General features: G+C 72.6%; 18 protein-coding genes. 14 read left to right on the top strand and 4 right to left on the bottom strand.

Going from position 1 to position 22561, the window contains the following annotated elements; genetic code table 11:
* The first annotated feature begins 2 nt into the window (after nt 1-2).
* The 9 genes from CCO04_RS23000 (at nt 3) to CCO04_RS22960 (ending at nt 12047) form a co-directional block, all read left to right on the top strand.
* Nucleotides 3-452 (top strand): DUF3817 domain-containing protein, encoded by a 450-nt coding sequence (locus tag CCO04_RS23000; protein WP_215816489.1) that lies wholly within the window; start codon nt 3-5, stop codon nt 450-452.
* Nucleotides 453-501: 49 nt separating this feature from the next.
* Nucleotides 502-1851, top strand: coding sequence for a serpin family protein (locus CCO04_RS22995; RefSeq protein ID WP_215816488.1), 1350 nt, complete (start codon nt 502-504; stop codon nt 1849-1851).
* 174 nt (nt 1852-2025) lie between these two features.
* Entirely contained in the window at nt 2026-3039 is a 1014-nt protein-coding gene (gene pstC, locus CCO04_RS22990; protein WP_257754180.1) for a phosphate ABC transporter permease subunit PstC, read from the top strand.
* Nucleotides 3036-4274 carry a phosphate ABC transporter permease PstA gene (pstA, locus tag CCO04_RS22985; protein WP_215816487.1) on the top strand — a complete coding sequence of 413 codons (1239 nt, stop codon included), beginning with the start codon at nt 3036-3038 and terminating at the stop codon, nt 4272-4274. The genes pstC and pstA overlap by 4 nt, the downstream gene beginning before the upstream one ends.
* A complete protein-coding gene (locus CCO04_RS22980) occupies nt 4271-5866 on the top strand; it encodes a phosphate ABC transporter substrate-binding protein PstS (RefSeq protein ID WP_215816486.1) in 1596 nt (531 codons plus the stop codon). Before pstA ends, CCO04_RS22980 begins: the two co-directional genes overlap by 4 nt.
* Nucleotides 5863-8481, top strand: coding sequence for a hypothetical protein (locus CCO04_RS22975; protein ID WP_215816485.1), 2619 nt, complete (start codon nt 5863-5865; stop codon nt 8479-8481). The genes CCO04_RS22980 and CCO04_RS22975 overlap by 4 nt, the downstream gene beginning before the upstream one ends.
* The gene (locus tag CCO04_RS22970) at nt 8478-9374 is read left to right on the top strand and encodes a sortase (RefSeq protein WP_215816484.1); all 897 of its coding nucleotides are present in this window, start codon (nt 8478-8480) and stop codon (nt 9372-9374) included. Before CCO04_RS22975 ends, CCO04_RS22970 begins: the two co-directional genes overlap by 4 nt.
* A 60-nt stretch (nt 9375-9434) precedes the next feature.
* The gene (locus tag CCO04_RS22965) at nt 9435-11003 is read left to right on the top strand and encodes a substrate-binding domain-containing protein (RefSeq protein WP_215816483.1); all 1569 of its coding nucleotides are present in this window, start codon (nt 9435-9437) and stop codon (nt 11001-11003) included.
* A 93-nt stretch (nt 11004-11096) separates the two neighbouring features.
* On the top strand, nt 11097-12047 hold the full coding sequence (locus tag CCO04_RS22960; protein ID WP_252373720.1) for a phosphate ABC transporter ATP-binding protein: 951 nt from the start codon (nt 11097-11099) through the stop codon (nt 12045-12047).
* Here the strand turns inward: CCO04_RS22960 and CCO04_RS29970 are convergent.
* Nucleotides 12028-12612, bottom strand: a complete 585-nt coding sequence (locus CCO04_RS29970; RefSeq protein ID WP_215816482.1) for a TetR/AcrR family transcriptional regulator — start codon at nt 12610-12612, stop codon at nt 12028-12030. The genes CCO04_RS22960 and CCO04_RS29970 overlap by 20 nt on opposite strands.
* Before the next feature lie 65 nt (nt 12613-12677).
* On the opposite strand from CCO04_RS29970, the gene CCO04_RS22950 reads away from it, so the two are divergent.
* The 4 genes from CCO04_RS22950 to CCO04_RS22935 all read left to right on the top strand — a co-directional run bounded on the left by CCO04_RS22950 (nt 12678) and on the right by CCO04_RS22935 (nt 18530).
* Nucleotides 12678-13571, top strand: coding sequence for a hypothetical protein (locus tag CCO04_RS22950; protein ID WP_215816481.1), 894 nt, complete (start codon nt 12678-12680; stop codon nt 13569-13571).
* A 72-nt stretch (nt 13572-13643) separates the two neighbouring features.
* A complete protein-coding gene (gene mfd, locus CCO04_RS22945; RefSeq protein ID WP_215816480.1) occupies nt 13644-17156 on the top strand; it encodes a transcription-repair coupling factor in 3513 nt (1170 codons plus the stop codon).
* A gap of 31 nt (nt 17157-17187) precedes the next feature.
* Nucleotides 17188-17919, top strand: a complete 732-nt coding sequence (locus CCO04_RS22940) for a hypothetical protein (RefSeq protein WP_215816479.1) — start codon at nt 17188-17190, stop codon at nt 17917-17919.
* A gap of 2 nt (nt 17920-17921) precedes the next feature.
* Nucleotides 17922-18530 carry a MazG nucleotide pyrophosphohydrolase domain-containing protein gene (locus tag CCO04_RS22935; protein ID WP_215816478.1) on the top strand — a complete coding sequence of 203 codons (609 nt, stop codon included), beginning with the start codon at nt 17922-17924 and terminating at the stop codon, nt 18528-18530.
* 3 nt (nt 18531-18533) lie between these two features.
* On the opposite strand, the gene CCO04_RS22930 is transcribed toward CCO04_RS22935, so the two are convergent.
* Nucleotides 18534-19649 (bottom strand): P1 family peptidase, encoded by a 1116-nt coding sequence (locus CCO04_RS22930; RefSeq protein ID WP_215816477.1) that lies wholly within the window; start codon nt 19647-19649, stop codon nt 18534-18536.
* Nucleotides 19639-20271, bottom strand: a complete 633-nt coding sequence (locus CCO04_RS22925) for a TetR/AcrR family transcriptional regulator (RefSeq protein ID WP_215816476.1) — start codon at nt 20269-20271, stop codon at nt 19639-19641. Before CCO04_RS22925 ends, CCO04_RS22930 begins: the two co-directional genes overlap by 11 nt.
* Nucleotides 20272-20388: 117 nt before the next feature.
* Between CCO04_RS22925 and CCO04_RS22920 the strand changes: the two genes are divergently transcribed.
* On the top strand, nt 20389-21840 hold the full coding sequence (locus CCO04_RS22920) for an APC family permease (protein ID WP_215816475.1): 1452 nt from the start codon (nt 20389-20391) through the stop codon (nt 21838-21840).
* A gap of 19 nt (nt 21841-21859) precedes the next feature.
* On the opposite strand, the gene npdG is transcribed toward CCO04_RS22920, so the two are convergent.
* Nucleotides 21860-22555, bottom strand: coding sequence for an NADPH-dependent F420 reductase (gene npdG, locus CCO04_RS22915; protein WP_215816474.1), 696 nt, complete (start codon nt 22553-22555; stop codon nt 21860-21862).
* Nucleotides 22556-22561: the final 6 nt, after the last annotated feature.

Genomic DNA, 22561 nt, shown 5'->3' with positions numbered 1-22561 from the left:
CCGTGACCACCCCCACCAAGCTGTTCCGCACCGTCGCGATCGCCGAGGCGATCACCTGGACGGGTCTGCTGGTCGGCATGTTCCTCAAGTACGGCACCGAGACCACCGAGGTCGGGGTGCGGATCTTCGGCATGCTGCACGGCGTCGTCTTCGTGGCGTACGTCGTCACGACCGTCGTGGTCTGGGTCGACCGTCGCTGGTCGGCCGGTCGCGGACTGCTCGCGCTCGTCGCCGCGGTGCCGCCGCTGGCGACGCTGCCGCTGGAGTGGTGGGCGATCCGCAAGGGCTGGCTCGGCGAGACGTGGCGGCTGCCGGCCGGCGCGAGCCGCTCGCTGCCCGACCGGGTCGTGGCGTGGCTGCTGGTCAACCCGCTGCGCGGGCTCGGGGTGGGTCTGGTCGCCGTTGCGGCGCTGACCGGTCTCGCGCTCGTGGTCGGGCCGCCGACCTCCTGACCTGACGGGGCCGGGGGAACCCGGCGCCCCGCCGGTACGTCGAACGGGCATGTCCTTCGCGCTCGACCGCCGTACCACCGTCCAGCTCGGCCTCGCCGCCCTCGGCGCCTCCTTCCTGACCGCCTGCAGCGACGGCGGGGAGCCGCAGGCCGACCCGACCGCCCCGGCCGGCGACGACGCGATCGAGCTCGTCTCCTCCGGCGTCCGCCGCGCCGCCGGCGACCCCGCCCTGGTCCCGGACGTCGTCTCCGGCCTCCACACCTTCGCCGGCCGCCTGTACGACGCCCTGGCCCGTGAGCACCGCGGCGACAACCTCGTCCTGTCCCCGTTCTCGGTCCTCGTCGCGCTCGGCATGACGCTCACCGGAGCCGCGGGCCGGACCGCGACCGAGATGCGCGAGGTGCTCGGCGCCGGTGACCTGGGGGAGCGCTGGCACCAGGGGGTCAACGCGCTGACCCGGTCGCTCGAGGGGGTCGCGGGGGAGCAGAAGCGGCTGGACGGCTCGACCGCCGAGCTGGCGCTCGCGACGGCCGACCAGCTGTTCGGGCAGAAGGGGGTGGCCTGGGAGCGGGAGTTCGTCGACCTCCTCGCCAAGGAGTACGGCGCCCCGGTGCGCGCCGTCGACTTCGTCGAGCACACCGAGCAGTCCCGGCGGCTGATCAACGACTGGGTCGAGGAGCAGACCGCCGACCGGATCGTCGACCTCGTCCCCGAGGGCGTCCTGGACCCGGCGACCCGGCTCGTGCTGGTCAACGCGATCTACCTCAAGGCGCCGTGGGAGTCGCCGTTCGAGAAGACGCTCACCGCGCGCGGTGCCTTCCGCCGGGTCGACGGCAGCGTCGTCCAGGCCGACCTCATGCGGGTCCCCGACCTCGCCGCGCGGCTCACCAGCGGGACGGGCTGGCGTGCCGTCGCCGTCCCGTACGCCGGGCGCCGGCTCGCGATGACGATCGTGCTCCCGGACGAGCCCGGCGGCCTGGCCGGCGTCGAGCGCCAGGTGGCGTCCGGTGGCCTCGCCGCGTTCACCCCGACCGGGGAGAGTGGTGAGACGACGGGGGTCGACCTGACCCTGCCGCGGTGGACCTTCCGGACCGCCGCGCCGCTGCGCGAGGTCCTCGTCGGGCTGGGGATGCCGGCCGCCTTCGGCGACGGCGCCGACTTCACGCCGATGACCGAGGAGGACCTCGACCTGGTGGTCAGCGAGGTGCTGCACCAGGCGTTCGTCGCGGTGGACGAGGAGGGAACGGAGGCCGCGGCGGCCACCGCGGTCGTGATGACCGAGACCAGCGCGCCCCTCACCGAGCCCTTCGTGGTCGACCGTCCGTTCCTCTTCGTGGTGCACGACGTGGCGCACGGCACGCCACTCTTCGTCGGCCGGGTGACCGATCCCACGGCCTGAAACCCTCAGCTCCGGCGGGGGCTGCTGATTTCAGCAAAGTCGGCCCGTTCGTTCCCGTTCCGTTCACCGTCGTCACCCCCACTGGTCGAGAACCACCGTCAACGTTCCCGGTGGCAGCGCAGTTCCGCGTTGCCGTCAGAGGCCTGCTCGGGTGGCCACGATCGAGGACGACGTGTGACGAGCCTGCCCCTAGCCGACCCCAGCGCGCCGGAAGCGCAGCCGCGGCGGATCTCGCGCAGGCCCACCGGCAGCGACGCGATCTTCGTGAACGTCGCCCGCGCGATCGGTGCGTCGGTGCTCGTGATCACCGGTGGCGTCGGCGTCTTCCTGGCCTGGCAGGCCGTGCCGACCCTGCGCCGCTACGGGTTCTCGTTCCTCACCGAGCAGCGCTGGCAGCCGGAGGCCGACATCATCGGCATCGCCGGCGTCCTGGTCGGCACGGTGTCGATCGCGCTGGTCGCGATGTTCTTCGCCTTCCCGCTGGCGCTGCTGAGCGCGCTCTACATCAGCGAGTACGCCCCCGCGAAGATCAAGGGGCTGCTGGTCTCGGCGGTCGACCTGATGGCCGCGATCCCGTCGATCGTCTACGGCCTGTGGGGCTTCTTCCTGATGATGCCGCACGCCGCCGAGCTCGCCTGGTGGCTGCAGCGGCACTTCGGCTGGGTGCCGTTCTTCAAGATCCGCGGTACCGACCCGGACAGCCCGGTCTGGGACACCAGCCGCTACGTCTCCAGCGCGTTCTGCGCCGGCATCGCGGTCGCCATGATGGTGCTGCCGATGGCGTGCGCGGTGATGCGCCAGGTCTTCTCGCAGACCCCGCCGGGGGAGCGGGAGGCGGCGCTCGCGCTCGGCGCCACCAAGTGGGGCGTCATCCGCTCCGTCGTGCTGCCCTTCGGCCGCGGCGGCATCATCGGCGGCACGATGCTCGGCCTGGGCCGCGCGCTCGGCGAGACCATCGCCGTCGTCCTCATCATCTCGCCGGCCTTCGAGATCAAGTGGAACGTGCTCGAGACCGGCGCCAACTCGGTGAGCGCGCTCATCGCCGTCCAGTTCGGTGACGCCACCCCGGCCCAGCTCTCGGCCCTGCTCGCCGCCGGCTTCGTGCTCTTCCTGATCACGCTCGCCGTCAACACCTTCGCCGCGGTCATCGTGAACCGCAGCCGTTCCGGAGCGGACGCCGACGCATGACCGCCATCGAGACCCGCCCCGACGACCTCGACGGCCGCGCCGACGGCCCGGAGGCGCCCACGGAGCCGCGGACCTTCCTGCCCACCCGCGACCGGGACCAGGACGACGCCCCGCCGCCGGTCCCGCGCCGCGCGATCGGCGCGCCCAACGCCGACGAGCTGTTCGCCCGCGGCGGCGCCTGGGTCGCCGCGCTGGGCATGGCCTGGCTGATCACCCAGCGCTTCCTGCCCCTGGGCGGGCTGGCCTGGTTCCTCATCGTGCTGCTCGTGGCCGGCATCTTCATGACCGGCCTGCTCTCCTCGATGAGCACCACCTTCGTCGAGGTGCGCGACCGGGTCGCGGGCATCGTCGTGACCGCGGGCGCGGTCGTCGTCGGTGCCGCGCTGATCTCGGCCGTCGTGTTCGTCTTCGTGCGTGGCTGGCGCCCGCTGACCCACCTCAACTTCTTCACCGACGACATGGCCGGCGTCGAGCCCAAGGCGCCGTTCAGCCAGGGCGGCGTGCTCCACGCGATCATCGGCACCGGCATCCAGCTCGGCATCGGCCTGGCCGTCGCGCTGCCGCTCGGCGTGGGCACCGCGGTGTTCATGACCGAGGTCGGCGGCCGCTTCGCCCGCATCGTGCGGACCGTCGTCGAGGCGATGACCGCGCTGCCCTCGATCGTGGCCGGCCTGTTCATCTACACCACGGTCATCCTCACCCTGGGCGTCCCGCGCTCGGGCCTGGCCGCGGGCCTCGCGCTCGGCGTGATGATGCTGCCGATCATCGCCCGCGCCGCGGACGTCGTCCTGCGCGTGGTGCCCGGCAACCTGCGCGAGGCCAGCCTCGCGCTCGGCGCCAGCCGGTGGCGCACCACCTGGAACGTCGTGCTGCCCACGGCCCGTCCCGGCCTGGCCACCGCCGTGATCCTCGGCGTCGCCCGCGGCGTCGGCGAGACCAGCCCGGTGCTGCTCACCTCGGGTGCGGCGAACTTCGTCCAGGGCAACCCGTTCGACGGCGCGATGAACTCGCTCCCGCTCTTCATCTACACCCAGGTCCGCAGCGGCGAGCCGCACTCGATCGGCCGCGCCTTCGGCGCCGCGGTGGTGCTGATGACGCTCGTGCTGGCGCTCTTCGTGCTCGCCCGCCTCGTCGCCCGCCCGCGCAAGTACAAGAACCGCCCGTCGCTGCGCAGCCGCATCGGCCGCCTGCGACCCGCCCGCACCCGCACCACCCGCAACGGAGAACCCGCATGAGCGCCCCCGTCCGCCGATCACTCGTCGCCCTCCTCGCCGGCGCGGCCCTGCTGCTGGGCTGGGTGGGCACCGCGACCGCCCAGGGCGCGGTGGGCCGCGCGGCGCCGTACACGACGATCGAGGGCACCGGCTCGACCTGGTCGGAGCTGATCGTCCAGAAGTGGATCGCCGACGTCGACGCCAACGGCATGAAGGTCGTCTACACCGGCGGCGGCTCGAGCAAGGGCCGCAAGGACTTCGCCCAGAGCACCAACGACTTCGCCATCTCCGAGATCCCCTACCAGGGCGTCGACGAGAAGGGGAACGCCGACAAGTCCGACCGGCCCTACGCCTACCTGCCGATCGTCGCCGGTGGCACCGCCTTCACCTACCAGCTCAAGATCGGCAACCAGCAGGTGCGCAACCTGCGGCTGTCCGGCGAGACCATCGCCAAGATCTTCACCGGCCAGATCACCAACTGGGACGACGCGGCGATCGCCAAGGACAACAACGGCCGCAAGTTCCCGTCGCTGCCGATCACGCCGGTGGTCCGCTCCGACGGCTCCGGTACGACGGCCCAGTTCACGACCTGGATGGACAGCCAGTACCCGAGCATCTGGCGCGGCTACTTCGGGCGCTCGGGCCTCACGTCGTACTTCCCGGTCAAGAGCGGCTCGCGGATGACCGCGCAGTCCGGCTCGGACCAGGTGATGAACACGGTCAAGGGCTTCGCGGGCAACGGCTCGATCGGGTACGTCGAGTACTCCTACCCGGTCAACGCGAACTACCCCGTGGTCAAGGTGCTCAACAAGTCGGGCTTCTTCGTGGAGCCGACGCAGTACAACACCGCGGTCGCGCTGACCAAGGCCAAGATCAACCCGACGACGCTGACCCAGGACCTGCGGGGCGTCTACGTCAACGCGGACCCGCGCGCGTACCCGATCTCGTCGTACTCCTACATGATCATCCCGACGGCCGCGAACGACAGCCGGATGACGACCTCGAAGCGCCAGACGCTCGCCGACTTCATCTACTACTCGCTGTGCACGGGCCAGACGAGCGCCGGCAAGTACGGCTACTCGCCGCTGACGCTCAACCTGGTCAAGGCGGGCTTCGCCCAGGTCGCCAAGCTCAAGAAGGCCGACAGCAACGTCAACCTGACCAACCGCGACGTCCGCAGCTGCAACAACCCGACGTTCGACGGCAAGAACGAGAACCACAACGTGCTCGCCGACAAGGCGCCCCAGCCGGCCGCCTGCGACAAGCAGGGCGCCGGGCCGTGCGGCACCGAGACCGGCACCAACAAGCCCTCCACCGACGGCAAGACCCCCGACGCCGGCTCCGGCGACGGCGGGACCGGCCCCTCGGGCGAGCCCGGCAAGGTCGATCCCGAGACCGGGGCGCCGGCCGGCGGCCCGGACACCGCCACCGACGGCGGCACCGGGGGCGGCAACGAGGCGGTGTACGCCAACCCGACCTTGGTCGCGGACCGCACCGGCGACCAGCGTCCCTTCGGCGTGCTCGCCGTGCTCCAGCTGGTCGTGCTCGTCCTCATCCCCGGCGTGACCAGCACCGTGCTGCGCCGCCGTCGCCAGGCCAGGAGCCGTGCATGAACCGCCGCCGCAGCACCCTCGTCGGAGCCGCCGTCGCCGGCGTGCTCTCGCTCGCCCTGCTCACCCCGGGCGGCGGCCCGGCGCTCGCCCAGACCGCCGACGCCGTCCCTGCCCGGACGACGACGGCCGCGACCGCGGCGTCCGCGGCCCCGGCCAAGGACGGCTTCCGCACCACCAAGACCGTCGACCGCACCTTCGTCGACGACGCCCAGGGGACACCGGTCACCCGCGGCAGCTACGACTTCACCGTCTCCGCCGACCACACCACCGACCTGCGCGGCCGGGAGCGGGTCAACGTCAGCTGGACCGGTGCGCCGCCGAGCGGCGGCCGGGCGAGCAACCCGTTCGGCGAGAACGGCATGTTCCAGGAGTACCCCGTCGTCGTCATGCAGTGCCGCGGTACCGACGACCCGTCGCTGCCCGCCGCCAAGCGCCTGCGGCCCGAGACCTGCTGGACCTCGACCTACGGCCAGCGCTCGCAGATCGCCGAGTCGCCCAACAGCGCGCTCTGGACCGCCGACCGCTACGCCACGGCGGCCGACAAGGAGCAGCTCTCGGGCGTCGACAAGATTCCGGCCGACATCTGCAAGAACGCGGTGCAGGACGGGCTGATAACCCACGTGACGCCCTTCGTCACCGGTTCCGGCAAGACCTACTACGGGTGCGACGCGAGCTCCATGCCGCCCGAGGCGGCCGTGGGCGCGGCGTTCCCGCCCTCGGAGATCGCCGCCTTCACCGACGAGGACGGCAACGGCTCGGTCGACTTCGAGGTCCGCTCCTCGACCGAGAACGAGTCGCTGGGCTGCAAGCGCGGCGTGGCCTGCTCGATCGTCGTCATCCCGATCACCGGGCTCAGCTGCGGCGCTCCCGCGGACGGCACGATGACCCCGCTCGACAAGGCCTGCCGCAAGTTCGGCGTGTTCCCGTCGGGCAGCAGCAACTTCGCCCGTGACGGCGTCGACGCCGCGGTGGCCCCGAGCCTGTGGTGGTCGCCGTCCAACTGGCGCAACCGGGTCTCGATCCCGATCTCCTTCGGCCTCCCGCCGGGTGCGTGCGACGTGCTCGACCCCCGCGCCCCGGTCGGCTTCTCCGGCTCCGAGCTGATGGCCCAGGCCGCGCTGCAGTGGGCGCCGGCGTACTGCCTGGACAAGAAGCGCTTCAAGTTCCAGCTCAACCAGATGCCCGACCAGACCGGCTGGAACCTCATGCAGACCGGGGAGTCGCCGGCCGCGTTCGTCTCGGCGCCGCACGAGGCCAACGGGCCCGACCCCGTCGGCTACGCGCCGACCGCGGTGACCGGCTTCTCGATCGGCTACGTCGTCGACCGGCCCGACAACGCCGGCGAGGCCACAAACCTCAAGCTCAACGCCCGGCTCATCGCCAAGCTGCTCAGCCAGAGCTATGCGGGATCCTCGCTGGGTGCCGGGCACGAGGGCATGGAGAAGAACCCCTGGAGCATCCAGGCCGACCCGGAGTTCATCAAGCTCAACCCGGGCCTGAGCCAGCGCGCGACCGAGGCAGGCGCGACGCTGCTGTCGCTGTCGAACTCCTCCGACATCATCGGCCAGCTCACGGAGTACCTCGCCCAGGACGCCGACGCCACGGCCTTCCTGGCCGGCAAGGCCGACCCCTGGGGGATGAAGGTCAACCCGTCGTACAAGGGGATCAGCATCCCGGCCGCGGAGTGGCCGCTGCTCGACACCTTCGAGCCCAAGACCTCCGACCCGTGCCGCAACGCCAACCCGGGCGTCTACCTCAGCCAGATCGCCGCGCCGGTCACCACGCTGCGCAAGGTCGCGGACGCGCTCATCGACTCCTGGCCCAACGTGCAGACCCGCTGCGAGGGCGACCTGTCCTCGGTGACGGGCTGGAAGGTCGGTCGCGTCGAGCGCCAGTCCTACGGCGCCCGCTTCATGCTCGGTCTCGTCAGCCTCGGCGACGCCGACCGGTTCGGCCTGCGCTCGGCGGCGCTGCGCACCAACGGCAACAGCTACGTGGCGCCCACCGGGACCTCGCTGGCCAAGGCCGTCGGCGTCGCGCGCCAGAAGAAGGGCGACAAGCTCGGCCCGTTCGTGATGTCGCAGAAGGCGCTCGTCGCGGCCAAGGGTGCCTACCCGGGCACCCAGGTCGTCTACACGGTGGCCCGCACCCACGGCATGGACAAGAGCGAGGCCAAGACGGTCGGCTCGTTCATCCGGATCGCGACCACCGAGGGCCAGCGGATCGGCCGCGGCAACGGCGAGCTCCCCGAGGGCTACCTGCCGCTGCGCAAGACCGGCGCCACCGCGGCGCTGTGGCGTGCGGCCCAGGACGCGGCCACCGCGATCGAGGCGCAGAAGGCCGTCGGCGACAAGGGCCCGGGCGGCGGCACCGACAAGGTTCCCGACTCGTCGTCCGGCTCGCCGGGGGACACGCCCGAGACGGACGGCGCCGGCAAGGGCGCGCCGGGGGCCGAGCCGCCGGCGGACGGTGACGTGGTCACCGCCCAGACCGAGGCCGCGAGCTCCACGACGGCGCTGTCGATGCTGCCGGCGCTGCTCATCATCGGCCTGGTCGCCGCGGTCGCCTCGCTCGTCACCCGGCTGATGGCGCTCTACCGCAGGACGGCCCGATGACCACGGCCGTCGCCGAGGAGACCGGCCGCCGGCGACGTACGCCGCCGCCTCCGCCGCCGCCCAAGGAGTCCGGCCTGGTGGTGAGCAGCGCGCTCACCGTCATCGCGCTGATCTGCCTGTGGCTGGTCGTGCACCTGCTGCTCTTCGGCACGATCTCCCACGACCGGGCGCAGTCCCTGCTGCGCGGTGAGCTGCGCCAGCAGCTGGCCGCGGCCACGGCGCCGGTCGGGCCGACCATCGAGCCGGGTGCTCCCGTCGCGATGATGTCGATCCCGGCCCTGGGCGTCGACGAGGTCGTCGTCGAGGGGACCGCCGCCGGTGACCTGTTCGCCGGCCCCGGCCACCGCCGCGACACCGTGCTGCCCGGTCAGGTGGGCGCCTCCACGGTCTACGGCCGCTCGACGACCTACGGTGCGCCCTTCCGGCACCTCGCGGACCTCGGGGTCGGCGACCTGGTCAAGGTGACGATGGCCCAGGGCGAGATCACCTTCCGCGTGATCGCCGTACGGCGCGACGGCGACCGGCTCCCGCAGCCCCGCCCCGAGGGTGCCGCCCGGCTGACCCTCGTCACCGCCGACGGCCAGGGCCGGCTCGGCAACCTGATGCCCGGCGACACCGTGTACGTCGACGCCGAGGCCGCCCAGGGCTTCCCCTCGCCCGGCGGGTTCTCGCCGGTCGTGCCGGAGTCCGAGGAGGCGATGAAGTCCGGTACCTCGGCGCTGCCACTGCTCACGCTCTGGCTCGCCCTGCTGATCGTGCTCGTCGTCGCCACCATTCTCGCCCGGCAGCGGTGGACCCGCGGCCAGGTGTGGGTCGTCGCGGTCGCTCCGCTGCTCGCGATGTCCTGGCTCGTCACGGACACCGCCATGCGGCTGCTCCCGAACCTGATCTGACCGGCCGAACCCATGCGTTTCACCCCAACCCGAGAAGAAGATCCAGAGAAGAGGAAGTTGATGTCTGCACGCAAGACGCTCGGGGGAGTCCTCGTTGCGACTCTCGCGACCGCCTCGGTCATCGCCGGCAACGCGCCGGCTCACGCGGCCTACACCGCCGACCCCGACGACACCACGTTCACCCCGGTCTCCGGCGACCTGATCGGCGCCGGCTCGGACACCAGCCAGCACGCGCTCAAGCTGCTGGCCGAGACCTGGAACAACCAGACCCCCGCGCCCGGCTTCAAGGTCGCGACCTACGCCGCGACCAGCGGCGGCGACCTCAACCTGCCGGGCGGCGCGACCATCGTGCGCCCCAACGGCTCGGGTGCCGGCAAGGGCCGCCTCTACGGCGCCAACAACGCCCCCGAGATCGACTTCGCCCGGGCGTCGTCGTCCCTCAACACCGCCGAGTCCGACGCCGGCCTCAAGCAGATCCCGTTCGCCGTCGACACGCTCAAGACCGCGGTCTCCGGCCTGGTCACCTCGAACGCGCCGGCGACGATCGCGGTCGAGGACCTGGTCAAGATCTACAACGGCACCTACACCAAGTGGAACCAGGTCCCGGGCGGCACCTCGACGGCCGACATCGTCCCGATGCTGCCGCAGGACGGCTCGGGCACGCTGAGCTTCTTCCTCGACCAGCTCAAGGCCGCCAACGGCGGTACGGCGGTCGCGCTGGCCGGCACCGTGGTGCGGGTCCAGGAGCACGACGACACCCAGATCAAGAGCAACGCCAACGCCATCGCACCGTTCTCGGTGGGCCGGGCCGGCCTGCTGGGCAACACCCTGCGGGTCGAGGGCGGCTTCTCCAAGCAGCGCGCGCTCTACAACGTCGTCCGCGGCGCCGACGTGGCCAACGCCAAGATCACCTCGGTCTTCGGCTCCGACGGCTTCCTCTGCTCCGAGCAGGCCGAGCAGCTCATCAAGCAGGCCGGCTTCGACCAGCTCGCCCGCCCCGACAAGAGCGGCGTGTGCGGTGAGCCCACCTCGGCCCCGACCACGAACTTCACCACCAGCGCCCCGGCGCTGCCGATCGTCACCAGCTCGTCGGTGACCGGCACCAGCACGGCGGCCCGCAAGGTCACCGTCAAGGCGAAGATCACCGGCTCGAAGACGCCCACCGGCACCGTGACGTTCAGCGAGGGCGGCACCGTCGTCGCCGCCGACGTCCCGGTCATCGGCGGTACCGCCACGCTCAACCTGAGCAACGTCACCCCGGGCGCGCACCGCTACCTGGCGCTGTACGCCCCCACGGTCGGCACCGTGTTCCAGGCCTCCGAGGGTGCCGTCACGGTCACCGCGAAGACCTCGGCCAAGCTGACCGAGACCTTCCCGGCGTCGGTCAAGAAGGGCAAGAAGGCCAAGGGCACCGTCGTCGTCACGCTCGCCGGCACCAGCACCAAGGCCACCGGCAAGGTCACCGTCAAGGTCGGCAGCAAGGTCGTCGGCTCGGGCACCGTGGTCAACGGCAAGGCGACCATCACCCTCAAGAAGCTCAAGAAGGGCAAGAACAAGCTCGTCGCGAGCTGGGGCGGCAACGCCCTCGCGCCGGCCGTGAGCCTCGCGTTCACGATCAAGCAGAAGTGATCGAGCAGCACCGCAGCACCTCCCTGTGAGGCGCCCGGGTGGCCGTCGCCGACGGCCACCCGGGTCGCCTCCGTTTCTCCGAAGGAACCACCGATGAGCACCCCTCCCGCCGACGCCGAGACCGTCACCATCCCGGCCGTCCAGGCGCCCCTGCCGCCGCCCCCGCCCGCGCCGCTCGCGCCGCCGGGGCCCGCGGCGCCGGCGGTTCCCGCGACCGACGTACCGCGACTCGGCCCGGCGACCTCGGTCGACGCCGGCCTCCCCGAGCGCCTCGCCGAGATCGAGGCGCGCGACATCACCGCCTGGTTCGGCGACCACAAGGTGCTCGACCGGGTCTCGCTGACCATGCCCGCCGGTGGTATCACCGCACTGATCGGCCCCTCCGGCTGCGGCAAGTCCACCTTCCTGCGCATCCTCAACCGGATGCACGAGCTGGTGCCCTCGGCCAAGCTGGCCGGCGAGGTGCTGCTCGACGGCGAGGACATCTACGACCCGGGCAAGCGCCTCATCGACGCCCGCCGCTCGATCGGCATGGTGTTCCAGAAGCCCAACCCGTTCCCGGCGATGTCGATCCGGGAGAACGTGCTGGCCGGCCTCAAGCTGACCGGCACCCGCATGCGCCGTCCCGACAAGGACGCGCTCGTCGAGTCGTGCCTGACCAAGGGCGGGCTGTGGAACGAGGTCAAGGACCGCCTCGACGCGCCCGGCGGCGGCCTCTCCGGCGGTCAGCAGCAGCGGCTGTGCATCGCCCGCTCGCTCGCGATCCGCCCGCGCGTCCTGCTCATGGACGAGCCCTGCTCGGCGCTCGACCCGACCTCGACCCGGGTGATCGAGGAGACCATGCTCGAGCTGGCCCAGGAGGTGACGATCGTGATCGTCACCCACAACATGCAGCAGGCGGCGCGGGTCTCGGACCAGTGCGCGTTCTTCCTCGCCTCGCAGGGCCAGCCCGGCCTGATCGTCGAGCACGGCGACACGACCGCCATGTTCCAGAGCCCGCAGGACTCGCGGACCTACGACTACGTCAACGGCCGGTTCGGCTGAGCACGTCGAGCTCGGCGGGCGTCAGCCCCCGTCCGCCGAGCAGCATCCGGAAGTAGACCGGGCCGAAGACCCGCTCGAGGAACAGCCGCGGCTCGGTGCCCACGGGCAGCTCCTCGCGTGCCACGGCGCGGGTGACGACGACCGCGGCGTCGGCCAGCTGGGCATCCCAGAAGGAGCGCCGCAGGTCGTCGACCTCGGTGTCGTCGTCGGCCAGCGTCACCACCGCGCGGAGCACCGCGCGCACCGCCCGGTCCTCCAGCAGCGCGGTCACGGCGGTGAGCATCGCGGCCAGGTCGCCGCACAGCGTCCCGGTGTCGGGCGTCGGCACCCGCTCGTCGGCCAGGTCGGTCACCAGGGCGGCGACCAGGCGCGGCTTCGTCGCCCAGCGGCGGTAGACGGTCGCCTTGTTCACCCCGGCGCGGACGGCGACCTCGCTCAGCTGGAGCGCCTCGTAGCCCTGCTCGGCCAGCAGCGCGAGCGTCGCCTCGCGCACCCGCGCTCCCACCTCGGCGGAGCGTCCGCCCGGGCGTCGTCGTACCTGGCTCACGGCGTCAGTCTGACGCACGCCCTTGACGTCCGGGGGTGCGCGTCCCACTCTTAATGCAACAACAGTTGCTTTAAGGAGGATCCATGGTGACGCGACGGACCTTGCTGACCACCGTGCCGGCCCTCGCCGCGAGCCTGGGCGTCGTCGCCCCGGCTGCGGCGGCGCCGGGGCGGCTGGGCGCGCCCGCGCCCACGGCGTACGTCGGAGGGCGGGTGGTGCCGCGCGCGGCCGTGCGGCAGTGGGAGGCGCGCCGGGTGCGGGTCGCCGCGCAGCGGCTGAGCAACCACCTGCCGACCGCGCTGCTGGCTGATCTCGACGCGCTTCTGCGCCGCCCGGCCCGGGACACCTCTACCCTCGACCGGGACCGGGAGCTGCTCGCCGCGGTCAAGCTGGAGATGGGAGAGGCGCGCCTGCGCCGGCTGCTGGCGCCGGACCTGGCGCTGTCGACCCCGGCCGGCCGGGTCGCCGCCCGGCTCGGCACCTGGGCGGTCAGCCGGGCCACGGTCGTGGCGCCGTGGGGGAGTGCCCAGGGCTTCGCCGACTGGTTCACCGCGCGCGGAACCGTCGGGGACGAGCGGGCGCTGCTGGTCGCCTGTCCCGACCACTACCTGATCCGCGACCTGCGTCCCGGGCTGCAGGAGGTCGTCGAGGTGACCGGCGGCGCCGTCCTCGCGGCCCGCTTCGTCATCGACTACGCCGACCACGCCGGCCTGCCCGTCGCCGAGGACCCGCTCCTGCCGGTCCGCCTCGCGGGCTGGGCGCGGGCCGAGGGCGGGGCCCGGATCGGCGGGGTGCGCCACCAGCTGCGCGACGAGCCGGGCGGTGGGTTCCGGGCCGAGCTGGCCGTCGCGTTCCCGGCGGCGCTGCCGCGCTGGATGATCACCGAGCACCGCTGGCACCTGGCCTGCGAGTTCTCGGGCTGGGCCACGGCCTACGGGGCGACGCTCGGGGGAGGCGCTGTCGGAGGTACGCCGTAGGCTGGGCGCGTACCCCCGGTCCCCGACTGACCGGGGGCGCTCGTCGTGTTCCTCGACCCGAAGGTGTGCCCCGTGAGCCTCGCCGGCCTCGCCGACGCCGTCCTCGCCGACCCGACCCTGTCCGCCGCGCTCGCGGCGGCCTCCGGGGACGCCCAGCCGACCGGTGAGCTCACCGGTCCCGAGGCGCTGCGCCCGTTCCTGGTCGCGGGCATGGCCCGCTCCGCGCGGCCGGTCCTCGTGGTCACCGCGACCACGCGCGAGGCCGAGCAGCTGGTCGCCGAGCTGGGTGACCTGCTCGACCCGACGAGCATCGCCTACTACCCGAGCTGGGAGACGCTGCCGCACGAGCGGCTCAGCCCGCGCAGCGACACGGTCGGGCGCCGGCTCGCCGTCCTGCGCCGGCTCTGCCACCCGGGGACCGATGCCGCGACCGGGCCGGTCCAGGTGGTCGTGGCGCCGGTGCGCAGCATGCTGCAGCCCCAGGTCAAGGGTCTGGGCGACCTGATCCCCGTCGAGCTGGCGACCGGCGACAGCGCCGACATCGACGACGTCGTCGCGGGGCTCGTGGGCGCGGCCTACACCCGGGTCGACCTGGTCGAGAAGCGCGGCGAGTTCGCGGTGCGCGGTGGCATCGTCGACGTCTTCCCGCCGACCGAGGAGCACCCGCTGCGCGTGGAGTTCTTCGGCGACGACGTCGACGAGATCCGTACGTTCGCCGTGGCCGACCAGCGCACCATCGAGAAGGTCGAGCGGCTCTGGGCGCCGCCGTGCCGCGAGCTGCTGCTGACCGACGCCGTCCGGGAGAGGGCCGCCGAGCTCGGCCGGACCCACCCCCAGCTGCTCGAGATCACCGACAAGCTCGCCCAGGGCATCGCGGTCGAGGGCATGGAGGCGCTCATCCCGGCGCTCGTCGACGACCTCGAGCTGCTCGTCGACCTCATGCCCGACGACACCCGCGTCCTCGTGCTCGACCCCGAGCGGGCCCGGGCCCGGGCGCACGACCTGGTCGCGACGAGCGAGGAGTTCCTCGCCGCGTCCTGGGCGACCGCCGCGAGCGGTGGGCAGGCGCCCATCGACCTGCAGGCGGCGTCGTACCACGCGCTGGGCGACGTTCGCACCCACGCGCGCGAGCGCGGCCAGAGCTGGTGGACGTTCAGCCCGTTCGGCCTCGACGACGAGACCCCGAGCGTCGCGCAGCCCGCGCCGACCTACCGCGGTGAGGTCGACAAGGCGTTCACCGACATCGCCCGGTGGCGTGCCGAGGGCACCCGCGTGGTCGTCGTCCACGTCGGCCACGGACCGGCCCAGCGGATGGTCGAGGCGCTCGCCGAGCGCGACGTCCCGGCCCGGCTCGTCGAGGACCTGCCGGCCGGCCACGAGCTCGACCCGGCGGTCGTCACCATCACCTGCGGCAACCTGGGCCACGGTCTCCTCGACGCCGAGCGCGGGCTCGCCCTCCTCACCGGCGAGGACATCGTCGGCGCCAAGGCCTCGACCCGCGACAAGGGCGCGATGCCGGTGCGCCGCAAGCGCCAGATCGACCCGCTCGAGCTCAAGGCCGGCGACTACGTCGTCCACGAGCAGCACGGTGTCGGCCGCTTCGTCGAGATGAAGCAGCGCGAGGTCCAGGGCGCGGTGCGCGAGTACCTCGTCCTCGAGTACGGCCCCTCCAAGCGCGGCGGCCCGGCCGACCGGCTGTTCGTCCCGGCCGACACCCTCGACCAGGTGACCCGCTACGTCGGTGGCGAGCAGCCCAGCCTCGACCGGCTCGGCGGCGGCGACTGGACCAAGCGCAAGAACAAGGCCCGCAAGGCCGTCCGCGAGATCGCGGCCGAGCTGATCAAGCTCTACGCCGCCCGCCAGGCCACCCAGGGCCACGCCTTCGGCCCCGACAGCCCCTGGCAGCGCGAGCTCGAGGACGCCTTCCCGTTCCACGAGACGCCCGACCAGCTGACCACGGTCGACGAGGTCAAGGCCGACATGGAGCGCACCGTGCCCATGGACCGCCTCATCTGCGGCGACGTCGGCTACGGCAAGACCGAGATCGCCGTCCGGGCGGCGTTCAAGGCGGTCCAGGACGGCAAGCAGGTCGCCGTCCTGGTGCCGACGACGCTGCTGGTCAACCAGCACCTCGCGACGTTCAGCGAGCGGATGAGCGGCTTCCCGGTCAACCTCAAGCCGCTGAGCCGGTTCCAGACCGACAAGGAGGCCGCCGAGACCGTCGCCGGTCTCGCCGACGGCACGGTCGACGTCGTGGTCGGCACCCACCGGCTCTTCAACGCCGAGACCCGGTTCAAGGACCTCGGGCTGATCATCGTCGACGAGGAGCAGCGCTTCGGTGTCGAGCACAAGGAGGCGATGAAGCGGCTGCGCACCTCGGTCGACGTCCTCTCCATGTCCGCCACGCCGATCCCGCGCACGCTCGAGATGGCGATCACCGGCATCCGCGAGATGTCGACGATCACCACCCCGCCCGAGGAGCGGCACCCGGTGCTGACCTATGTCGGCGGCTACGAGGACCGCCAGGTCGTCGCCGCCGTACGACGCGAGCTGCTCCGCGACGGTCAGGTCTTCTACATCCACAACCGGGTGAGCTCGATCGAGAAGGCCGCGGCCAAGATCCGCGAGCTGGTCCCCGAGGCCCGGGTCGCCACGGCGCACGGCCAGATGGGGGAGCACCAGCTCGAGCAGGTGATGGTCGACTTCTGGGAGAAGAACTTCGACGTCCTGGTCTGCACGACCATCGTCGAGTCCGGCATCGACGTCTCCAACGCCAACACCATGATCATCGAGCGCTCCGACACGCTCGGCCTCTCCCAGCTCCACCAGCTGCGCGGCCGGGTGGGTCGCTCGCGCGAGCGGGCCTACGCCTACTTCCTCTACCCGACCGAGAAGCCGCTGACCGAGACCGCGCACGAGCGCCTCGCGACGCTCGCCCAGCACTCCGACCTCGGCGGCGGCATGGCGATCGCGATGAAGGACCTCGAGATCCGCGGCGCCGGCAACCTGCTCGGCGGCGAGCAGTCCGGGCACATCGCCGACGTCGGCTTCGACCTCTACGTCCGCCTGGTCGGCGAGGCGGTACGCGACTTCCGCGACGACGGCGGCGCGCCCGAGCAGCTCGAGGAGGTCCGCATCGAGCTGCCGGTCGAGGCGCACCTGCCCCACGACTACATCCCGAGCGAGCGGCTGCGGCTCGAGATCTACAAGCGCCTGGCCGAGGTCCGTACCGACGCCGACGTCGACGAGATCATCGCCGAGCTCGAGGACCGCTACGGCGAGCCGCCCCAGCAGGTCGCGGCGCTGCTGCTCGTGGCGCGCTTCCGGGCCCGGGCCCGCAAGGCCGGGATCAAGGAGATCACCTCGGTCGGCAAGAACGTCCGCTTCCACCCGGTGGTGCTGCCGGAGTCGCGCACGATCCGGCTCAACCGGCTCTACCCGAAGTCGATCGTCAAGCACCAGCTCGAGTCGATCCTGGTGCCGCGTCCGGGCATCCCGGGGCGTACGGGAACCCCCATCGAGGGCGTGGCCCTGCTTGAATGGGCGCGGCTGGTGATCGACTCGGTCATCGACCCCACGGAGTAGCGTGCTCAACAGCCTGGAGTAGGAGTCCCCTGTGCGTCGTCGTCCCTTGCTCGTCCCCGTCGTGGCCGCGGTCGCCGCAGCCCTGCTGACCGCCGGGTGCGGCATCACCGACAACGCCGCGAAGCCGGGCCTGGCCGCCGAGGTCGACGGCCAGACGCTCCAGCTCGACAAGGTCGACCGGGCCGTCGCCGACTTCTGCGCGCTGCGGGCCGCCAACCCGGAGGCCCCGGCGATGTCGACCGCGCTCGTCCGGGCCCAGTTCGTCACCGGCTGGACCCAGGCCGTCGCCGTCGACGTGCTCGGCGCCGAGCACGGCGTGGCGCTGCCGCAGGGCGAGATCGACCGGGTCGCGGTCGACCAGGCCTGGGGCCGGCTCGGCACGATCAACGACGACAACTTCGACTCGTTCGCCTGGCTGACCTGGATCAGCCTCCGGCTGGCCGAGCCGGTGGCCGAGCTCGGCAGCAAGCTCGCCCTGGCCGAGTCCGGCCAGCAGCTGACCGGCGACGCGGCGGCCAACCGCGGCGTCGAGGCGGTCACCGCATGGCTCGACGACGAGCACGTCGTGCTCAACCCCGTCTTCGGCCAGTACGACGACCGCACGGTCTCCTTCAGCGGCGACCCCCTCTCGATCCCGGTCAGCGGCGAGGCGCGCGCGGCCGACAAGACCGCCGAGCTCACCCCCGAGCAGGTCGCGAAGCTGCCCGCCGGTCAGGTCTGCGGCAAGGCGGCGCCCGTCCCGGCCGCTCCCGTCGGGGGCTGAGCATGGGCGAGGCGCCCGAGGGCGCCGTCGCCGAGCTCGTCGCGGTGATGCGGCGGCTGCGCGCGGAGTGCCCGTGGAAGCAGGAGCAGACCCATCGCTCGCTGGTGCGCTACCTGCTCGAGGAGACCTACGAGACGGTCGACGCGATCGACGCCGGTGAGCTCTCGGGCGACTGGTCCCACCTGGCCGAGGAGCTCGGTGACGTGCTGCTCCAGGTGGTCTTCCACGCGGCGATCGCCGAGGAGCGCGGCGAGTTCGACCTCGACGACGTCGCCCGCGGGATCACCGCCAAGATGCGCCGGCGCAACCCCCACGTCTTCGGCGCTGCCGACGCCGGTGCCGAGGGGCTCAGCGCGGCCGAGGTCGACGTGCTCTGGCAGCGGATGAAGGCCGCCGAGAAGCCGGGCGCCACGGCGTCCCCGCTCCCGTCGGGACTGCCGGCCCTGCTCTACGCCGACAAGGCGCTCGCCCGCCGCGAGCGCGCCGGTTCGGCGCTCCCGGAGGCCGGTCCGGGCATCGGGGAGCGCCTGCTCGCGCTGGTCGCCGAGGCGCGGGCGGCGGGGGTCGATCCCGAGGAGGCCCTGCGCGACGTCGTCCGCGGGCTCGACTAGGGCTCAGCGGCGCAGCGCGTCGTGGGGCAGCGCCGGCGTGCGGTGACCGGCGCGGCCGACCATCTCGTCGTTGACGACCAGCGCGTTGAGGACCGACTCCTCGACGGCCTCGACGACGGCGGTCAGGAACGGGTCGATCGCGCCCCACGGCACGAGCTGCTGGGTGGCGAGCTCGGTCGGCGTGGGCGACATCGTGCTGCGCAGCCCGGGGGCGGGCGCGGTCGAGAAGGCCAGGAAGATGTCGCCGGAGAAGTGCCCGCCCGCCGTACCGGTGCGCGCGAGGCCGAGCGGGACCCGCCGGGCGAGCGCCTTGCACTGGTGGGGGAGCAGCGGGGCGTCGGTCGCCACGACGACGATCACCGAGCCGGCGCCGGCCGGCACCCGGTCGCCGCCGGCGCCGAGGTCGCGCTCGAACCAGGGGGTGGTCTCCATGGGGTTGTCCTCGCGCAGGCTGCGCCCGACCGGTACGCCGGCCACGACGAGCTCCTCGCGGGAGCCGAAGTTGGCTTGGACCAGCGCGCCGACCGTGTAGGTGGCCTCGCCGAACCGGACCCGGCGCGAGGCGGTGCCCGTCCCGCCCTTGAAGGCGTAGCAGTTCATGCCGGTGCCGCCGCCGACCGAGCCCTCGGGGACCGGACCGCCGGTGGCGGCGTCGAGCGCCGCGCGGGCGTGCTCGGGCCGGACGTGGCCACCGTTGATGTCGTTGAGGTAGCCGTCCCAGGTCTCGCCGCAGACCGGGAGCAGCCACGCCGAGGCGAGCCGGGGGTGGACCTCGTTGACCCACGCGACGACGCCGGTGTGGCAGGCGCCGACGGCATGGGTGTTGGACAGGGTGACGGGCATCGTGAGGGCGCCGGACTCCTCGATCCAGGTGGTGCCGGTGAGCTCGCCGTTGCCGTTGAGGGAGTACCAGCCGGCCGCGCACGGCTCGCCGACGCCCTCGCGGCCGCGGGGCAGGATCGCGGTGACGCCGGTACGGACGTCGTCCCCCTGGACGAGGGTCTCGACGCCGACGGTCACGCCGGGGACGTCGGTGATCGCGTTGTGCGGGCCCGGCTCGCCGGGGAGGTCGACGAGGTCGCGGGCGCGGGCGCGGGGGCGGTGGGCGTCACGGGGCATGGGGGACCTCCCGGTCGGGGACGATGTCGGCGCAGCGGGTCGCGAGCCGGGCGTAGCCGCAGAGCAGCTCGACCACGCGCTCGTAGTGCAGGGAGCGGACGCCGACGACGATGTGCTCGCCGTAGGCGTCCTCGAGGGCGACCAGGTTCTGGGCCAGGTCGGTCGGGTCGGCGGCGAGCTCGAAGTGGCCCTGGGCCACGCCGACCTCGAGGATGCCGACGTAGATCGCGACCTGGGTGTCGTAGAGCGCGGTGTAGAGCTCGGAGTTGGGCTCGCGGAACCTCATCTGGCCGTCGAGGTGGTAGAGCGCGGCGACGAGGTCGTCGTCGGTCGAGGTGGGCAGCCCGCCGCGGATGGCGGCGACCAGCTTGTCCCGGGCGTCGGGGAGCTGGGTCAGCCGGGAGAGCCGGTCGTCGTAGAAGCGCTTGCGGGCGCGGGCGTGCACCTCGGCGAGCAGCCCCTGGACGTCGTCGAAGTAGTAGTGCACGGTCCCGGTCGAGACGCCGGCCCGGGCCGCCACGTCGCGCAGCCGCAGGGCCGCCGAACCGGACTCGCGCAGCACCTGGAGGGTCGCCGCCACGATCTCGTCGCGCCGCCGCTCCTGGTCCTTGAAGCGTGCCACTCCCGCTGCTCCTCCCGCCTCTCCTGACGGACCGTCAAAGTTTTGTCAGGGTACAAACGAGCGTTGACACGGGAATCCAAGCAGTTCTTTGATCGGGAGTCAAAGAAAGGGGTTCCCATGGCCGAGCTCGACCCGCACGAAACTCCCGCCGCCGGAATGATCGACGACAACCCGTCTCCGGAGGGTCCGGCCCGCTACGAGCAGCAGCTCGCGCGGTCGCTGACGATGCGCGAGAACATCATGATCACGCTGTCCTCGGTGACCCCGGCGTCGAGCGTCTTCATCATCGTCCCGGCGATCCTGCTGGGCGTGGGCGGTGCCTCGGTGCTCACCCTGGCGCTGGCCGCGGTCGCGGCCGTCCTGGTCGGGGTCTGCTACGCCGAGCTGTCGGCGACGTACCCGGTGACCGGGGGCGAGTACACCTGGGCCGCCCGGCTGCTCGGGCGCCCCGCGGGCTTCGCGACCTTCCTGCTCACGCTGGTCAGCGGGATCCTCATCATCGCGGTGATCGCGCTCGGCACCGGCGACTACCTCGGGGCCGCGTGGTCCGGGCTCAGCGGCAGCTGGGTCGGGGTCGCCGTGATCGTCGTGACGACCGCGGTGGCGGCGCTCGACATCCGTACCAACGCCTGGGTGACCGGTCTCTTCCTGGCCACCGAGGTGCTCGCGCTCATCGTCCTGGCGGTGCTCGGGTTCCTGCACCCCGAGCGCGGCATCGGCACCTTCTTCTCCGCCCAGACCATGGGTGCGCACGGCCTCGAAGGCGTCGGCGTCGCCGCGGTCGTCGCGCTGCTGCCGGTGGCGCTCTTCGCGTTCAACGGCTACGGCGCCGCCGTCTACTACGTCGAGGAGACCAAGGACGCCAACCGCACGATCGGCCGGGTCATCCTGGTCGCGCTCGCCGTGACGGCGCTCGTCGAGATCGTGCCGCTCGCCGCCGTCGTCGTCGGTGCGCCCAGCATGGAGGCCCTGCTCGCCAGCGACGCCCCGATGAACTACTTCCTCCTCGAGCGGGGCGGCTCGGCCCTCAACGTCGTGATCAGCGTCGGCATCGCCCTGGCCATCGTCAACGCGGTGATCGCGATCATCATCCAGATCGCCCGCCTGGTCTACGCCTCGGCGCGCGACCGCTCCTGGCCGGGCCCCGTCGACGACGTCCTGGGCCGGATCCACCCGCGCTTCAAGTCGCCGGTCAACGCGACCCTGCTCGTCGGCGGCGTCGCCGCCCTGGCCGCGGCGCTCATCCCGCTGTCGTGGCTGATCACGGCGACCGGGGCCTCGGTGGCCGTCGTCTACCTCGTGGTCGGCACGAGCGCCCTGCGGCTGCGCCGGCCGGGGCTCGCCCGCTCGCGCGGCTACCGGATGCCGTGGTGGCCGCTGCCGCCGCTGCTCCTCATCGCCGGGATGGTCTACGTGTGCGTCCAGGTCGCCCGGGACACGCCCTCGCAGCTCGCGATCAGCCTGACCACGATGGTGCTGGGTCTCGTCTACTACCTGGGCTTCATCCACCCGCGGCGCGGCGAGCGCTGGACGCTGCCGGACCCGGTCGAGGAGGAGGGTACGGCCTGACGTGGGGAGGGCGGGCCGGTCAGTGCGGCGCGTCGAGGCCGGTGACCCGGATGCCGGAGTGCGTCTTGTACTTGCGGTTGATCGAGATCAGTACCGCGGTGAACGGCTCCAGCACCCGCGCCAGGCGGAGCTTGCCGCCGTCGATGCCGGGACGGTCGGTGACCGAGGCGGCCAGGTCGATCGCGACCTGCTTGCCCTCGACCGAGTCGCCGACCACGATGACGTCCTCGTCGAGGAAGTCCTCGGCGCCCCACAGGGCGGGGGCGGCGACGTTGTGGAAGGCGCCGACCACGGTGGCCTCGGGTGCGATGCGGGCCGCGGACTCCGCGGCGGAGCCCTCGCCGGCGTCGATGACCTGACCGTGCGCGCCGCGCTTGTCGAAGGCCAGCGGGTTGACGCAGGAGATGACGGTCTTGCCCGCGAGCGCCTCGGCCAGGGAGGTGACGAGGTCGTCGTGGCCGTCGTAGGGCACCGCGAGGAGGACGACGTCGGCGGCGGCGATGGCGTCGGCGTTGGCTGCGCCGCGGGCGGTCCCGGCACCGGGCAGGTCGGTGAGCCGCTCGTTGACCTCGGCGGCGACGGTCTGGGCCTTCTCGGCGGCTCGGGAGCCGAGCACGATGTCGTGGCCGTGGCGGGCGAAGCGGTAGCCCAGGCCCTTGCCCTGCGGGCCGGTCCCGCCGATCACGGCGACGGTGTAGCGGTGGGTGCTGCTCATGGGGAT

The organism is Pimelobacter sp. 30-1 (assembly GCF_018831735.1).
GTDB lineage: Bacteria > Actinomycetota > Actinomycetes > Propionibacteriales > Nocardioidaceae > Nocardioides.
The sequence above is the reverse complement of the archived record's forward strand: the minus strand, read 5'-3'. Positions and strand labels throughout refer to the sequence as shown.

What these genes read in the sequence shown, in the direction of transcription:
- CCO04_RS22995 (WP_215816488.1), top strand. Translation starts at nt 502, where the DNA reads ATGTCCTTCGCGCTCGACCGCCGTACCACCGTCCAGCTCGGCCTCGCC.
- pstA (WP_215816487.1), top strand. Translation starts at nt 3,036, where the DNA reads ATGACCGCCATCGAGACCCGCCCCGACGACCTCGACGGCCGCGCCGAC.
- CCO04_RS22980 (WP_215816486.1), top strand. Translation starts at nt 4,271, where the DNA reads ATGAGCGCCCCCGTCCGCCGATCACTCGTCGCCCTCCTCGCCGGCGCG.
- CCO04_RS22975 (WP_215816485.1), top strand. Translation starts at nt 5,863, where the DNA reads ATGAACCGCCGCCGCAGCACCCTCGTCGGAGCCGCCGTCGCCGGCGTG.
- CCO04_RS22970 (WP_215816484.1), top strand. Translation starts at nt 8,478, where the DNA reads ATGACCACGGCCGTCGCCGAGGAGACCGGCCGCCGGCGACGTACGCCG.
- CCO04_RS22965 (WP_215816483.1), top strand. Translation starts at nt 9,435, where the DNA reads ATGTCTGCACGCAAGACGCTCGGGGGAGTCCTCGTTGCGACTCTCGCG.
- CCO04_RS22960 (WP_252373720.1), top strand. Translation starts at nt 11,097, where the DNA reads ATGAGCACCCCTCCCGCCGACGCCGAGACCGTCACCATCCCGGCCGTC.
- CCO04_RS22950 (WP_215816481.1), top strand. Translation starts at nt 12,678, where the DNA reads ATGGTGACGCGACGGACCTTGCTGACCACCGTGCCGGCCCTCGCCGCG.
- CCO04_RS22935 (WP_215816478.1), top strand. Translation starts at nt 17,922, where the DNA reads ATGGGCGAGGCGCCCGAGGGCGCCGTCGCCGAGCTCGTCGCGGTGATG.
- CCO04_RS22930 (WP_215816477.1), bottom strand. Translation starts at nt 19,649, where the DNA reads ATGCCCCGTGACGCCCACCGCCCCCGCGCCCGCGCCCGCGACCTCGTC.
- CCO04_RS22920 (WP_215816475.1), top strand. Translation starts at nt 20,389, where the DNA reads ATGGCCGAGCTCGACCCGCACGAAACTCCCGCCGCCGGAATGATCGAC.
- npdG (WP_215816474.1), bottom strand. Translation starts at nt 22,555, where the DNA reads ATGAGCAGCACCCACCGCTACACCGTCGCCGTGATCGGCGGGACCGGC.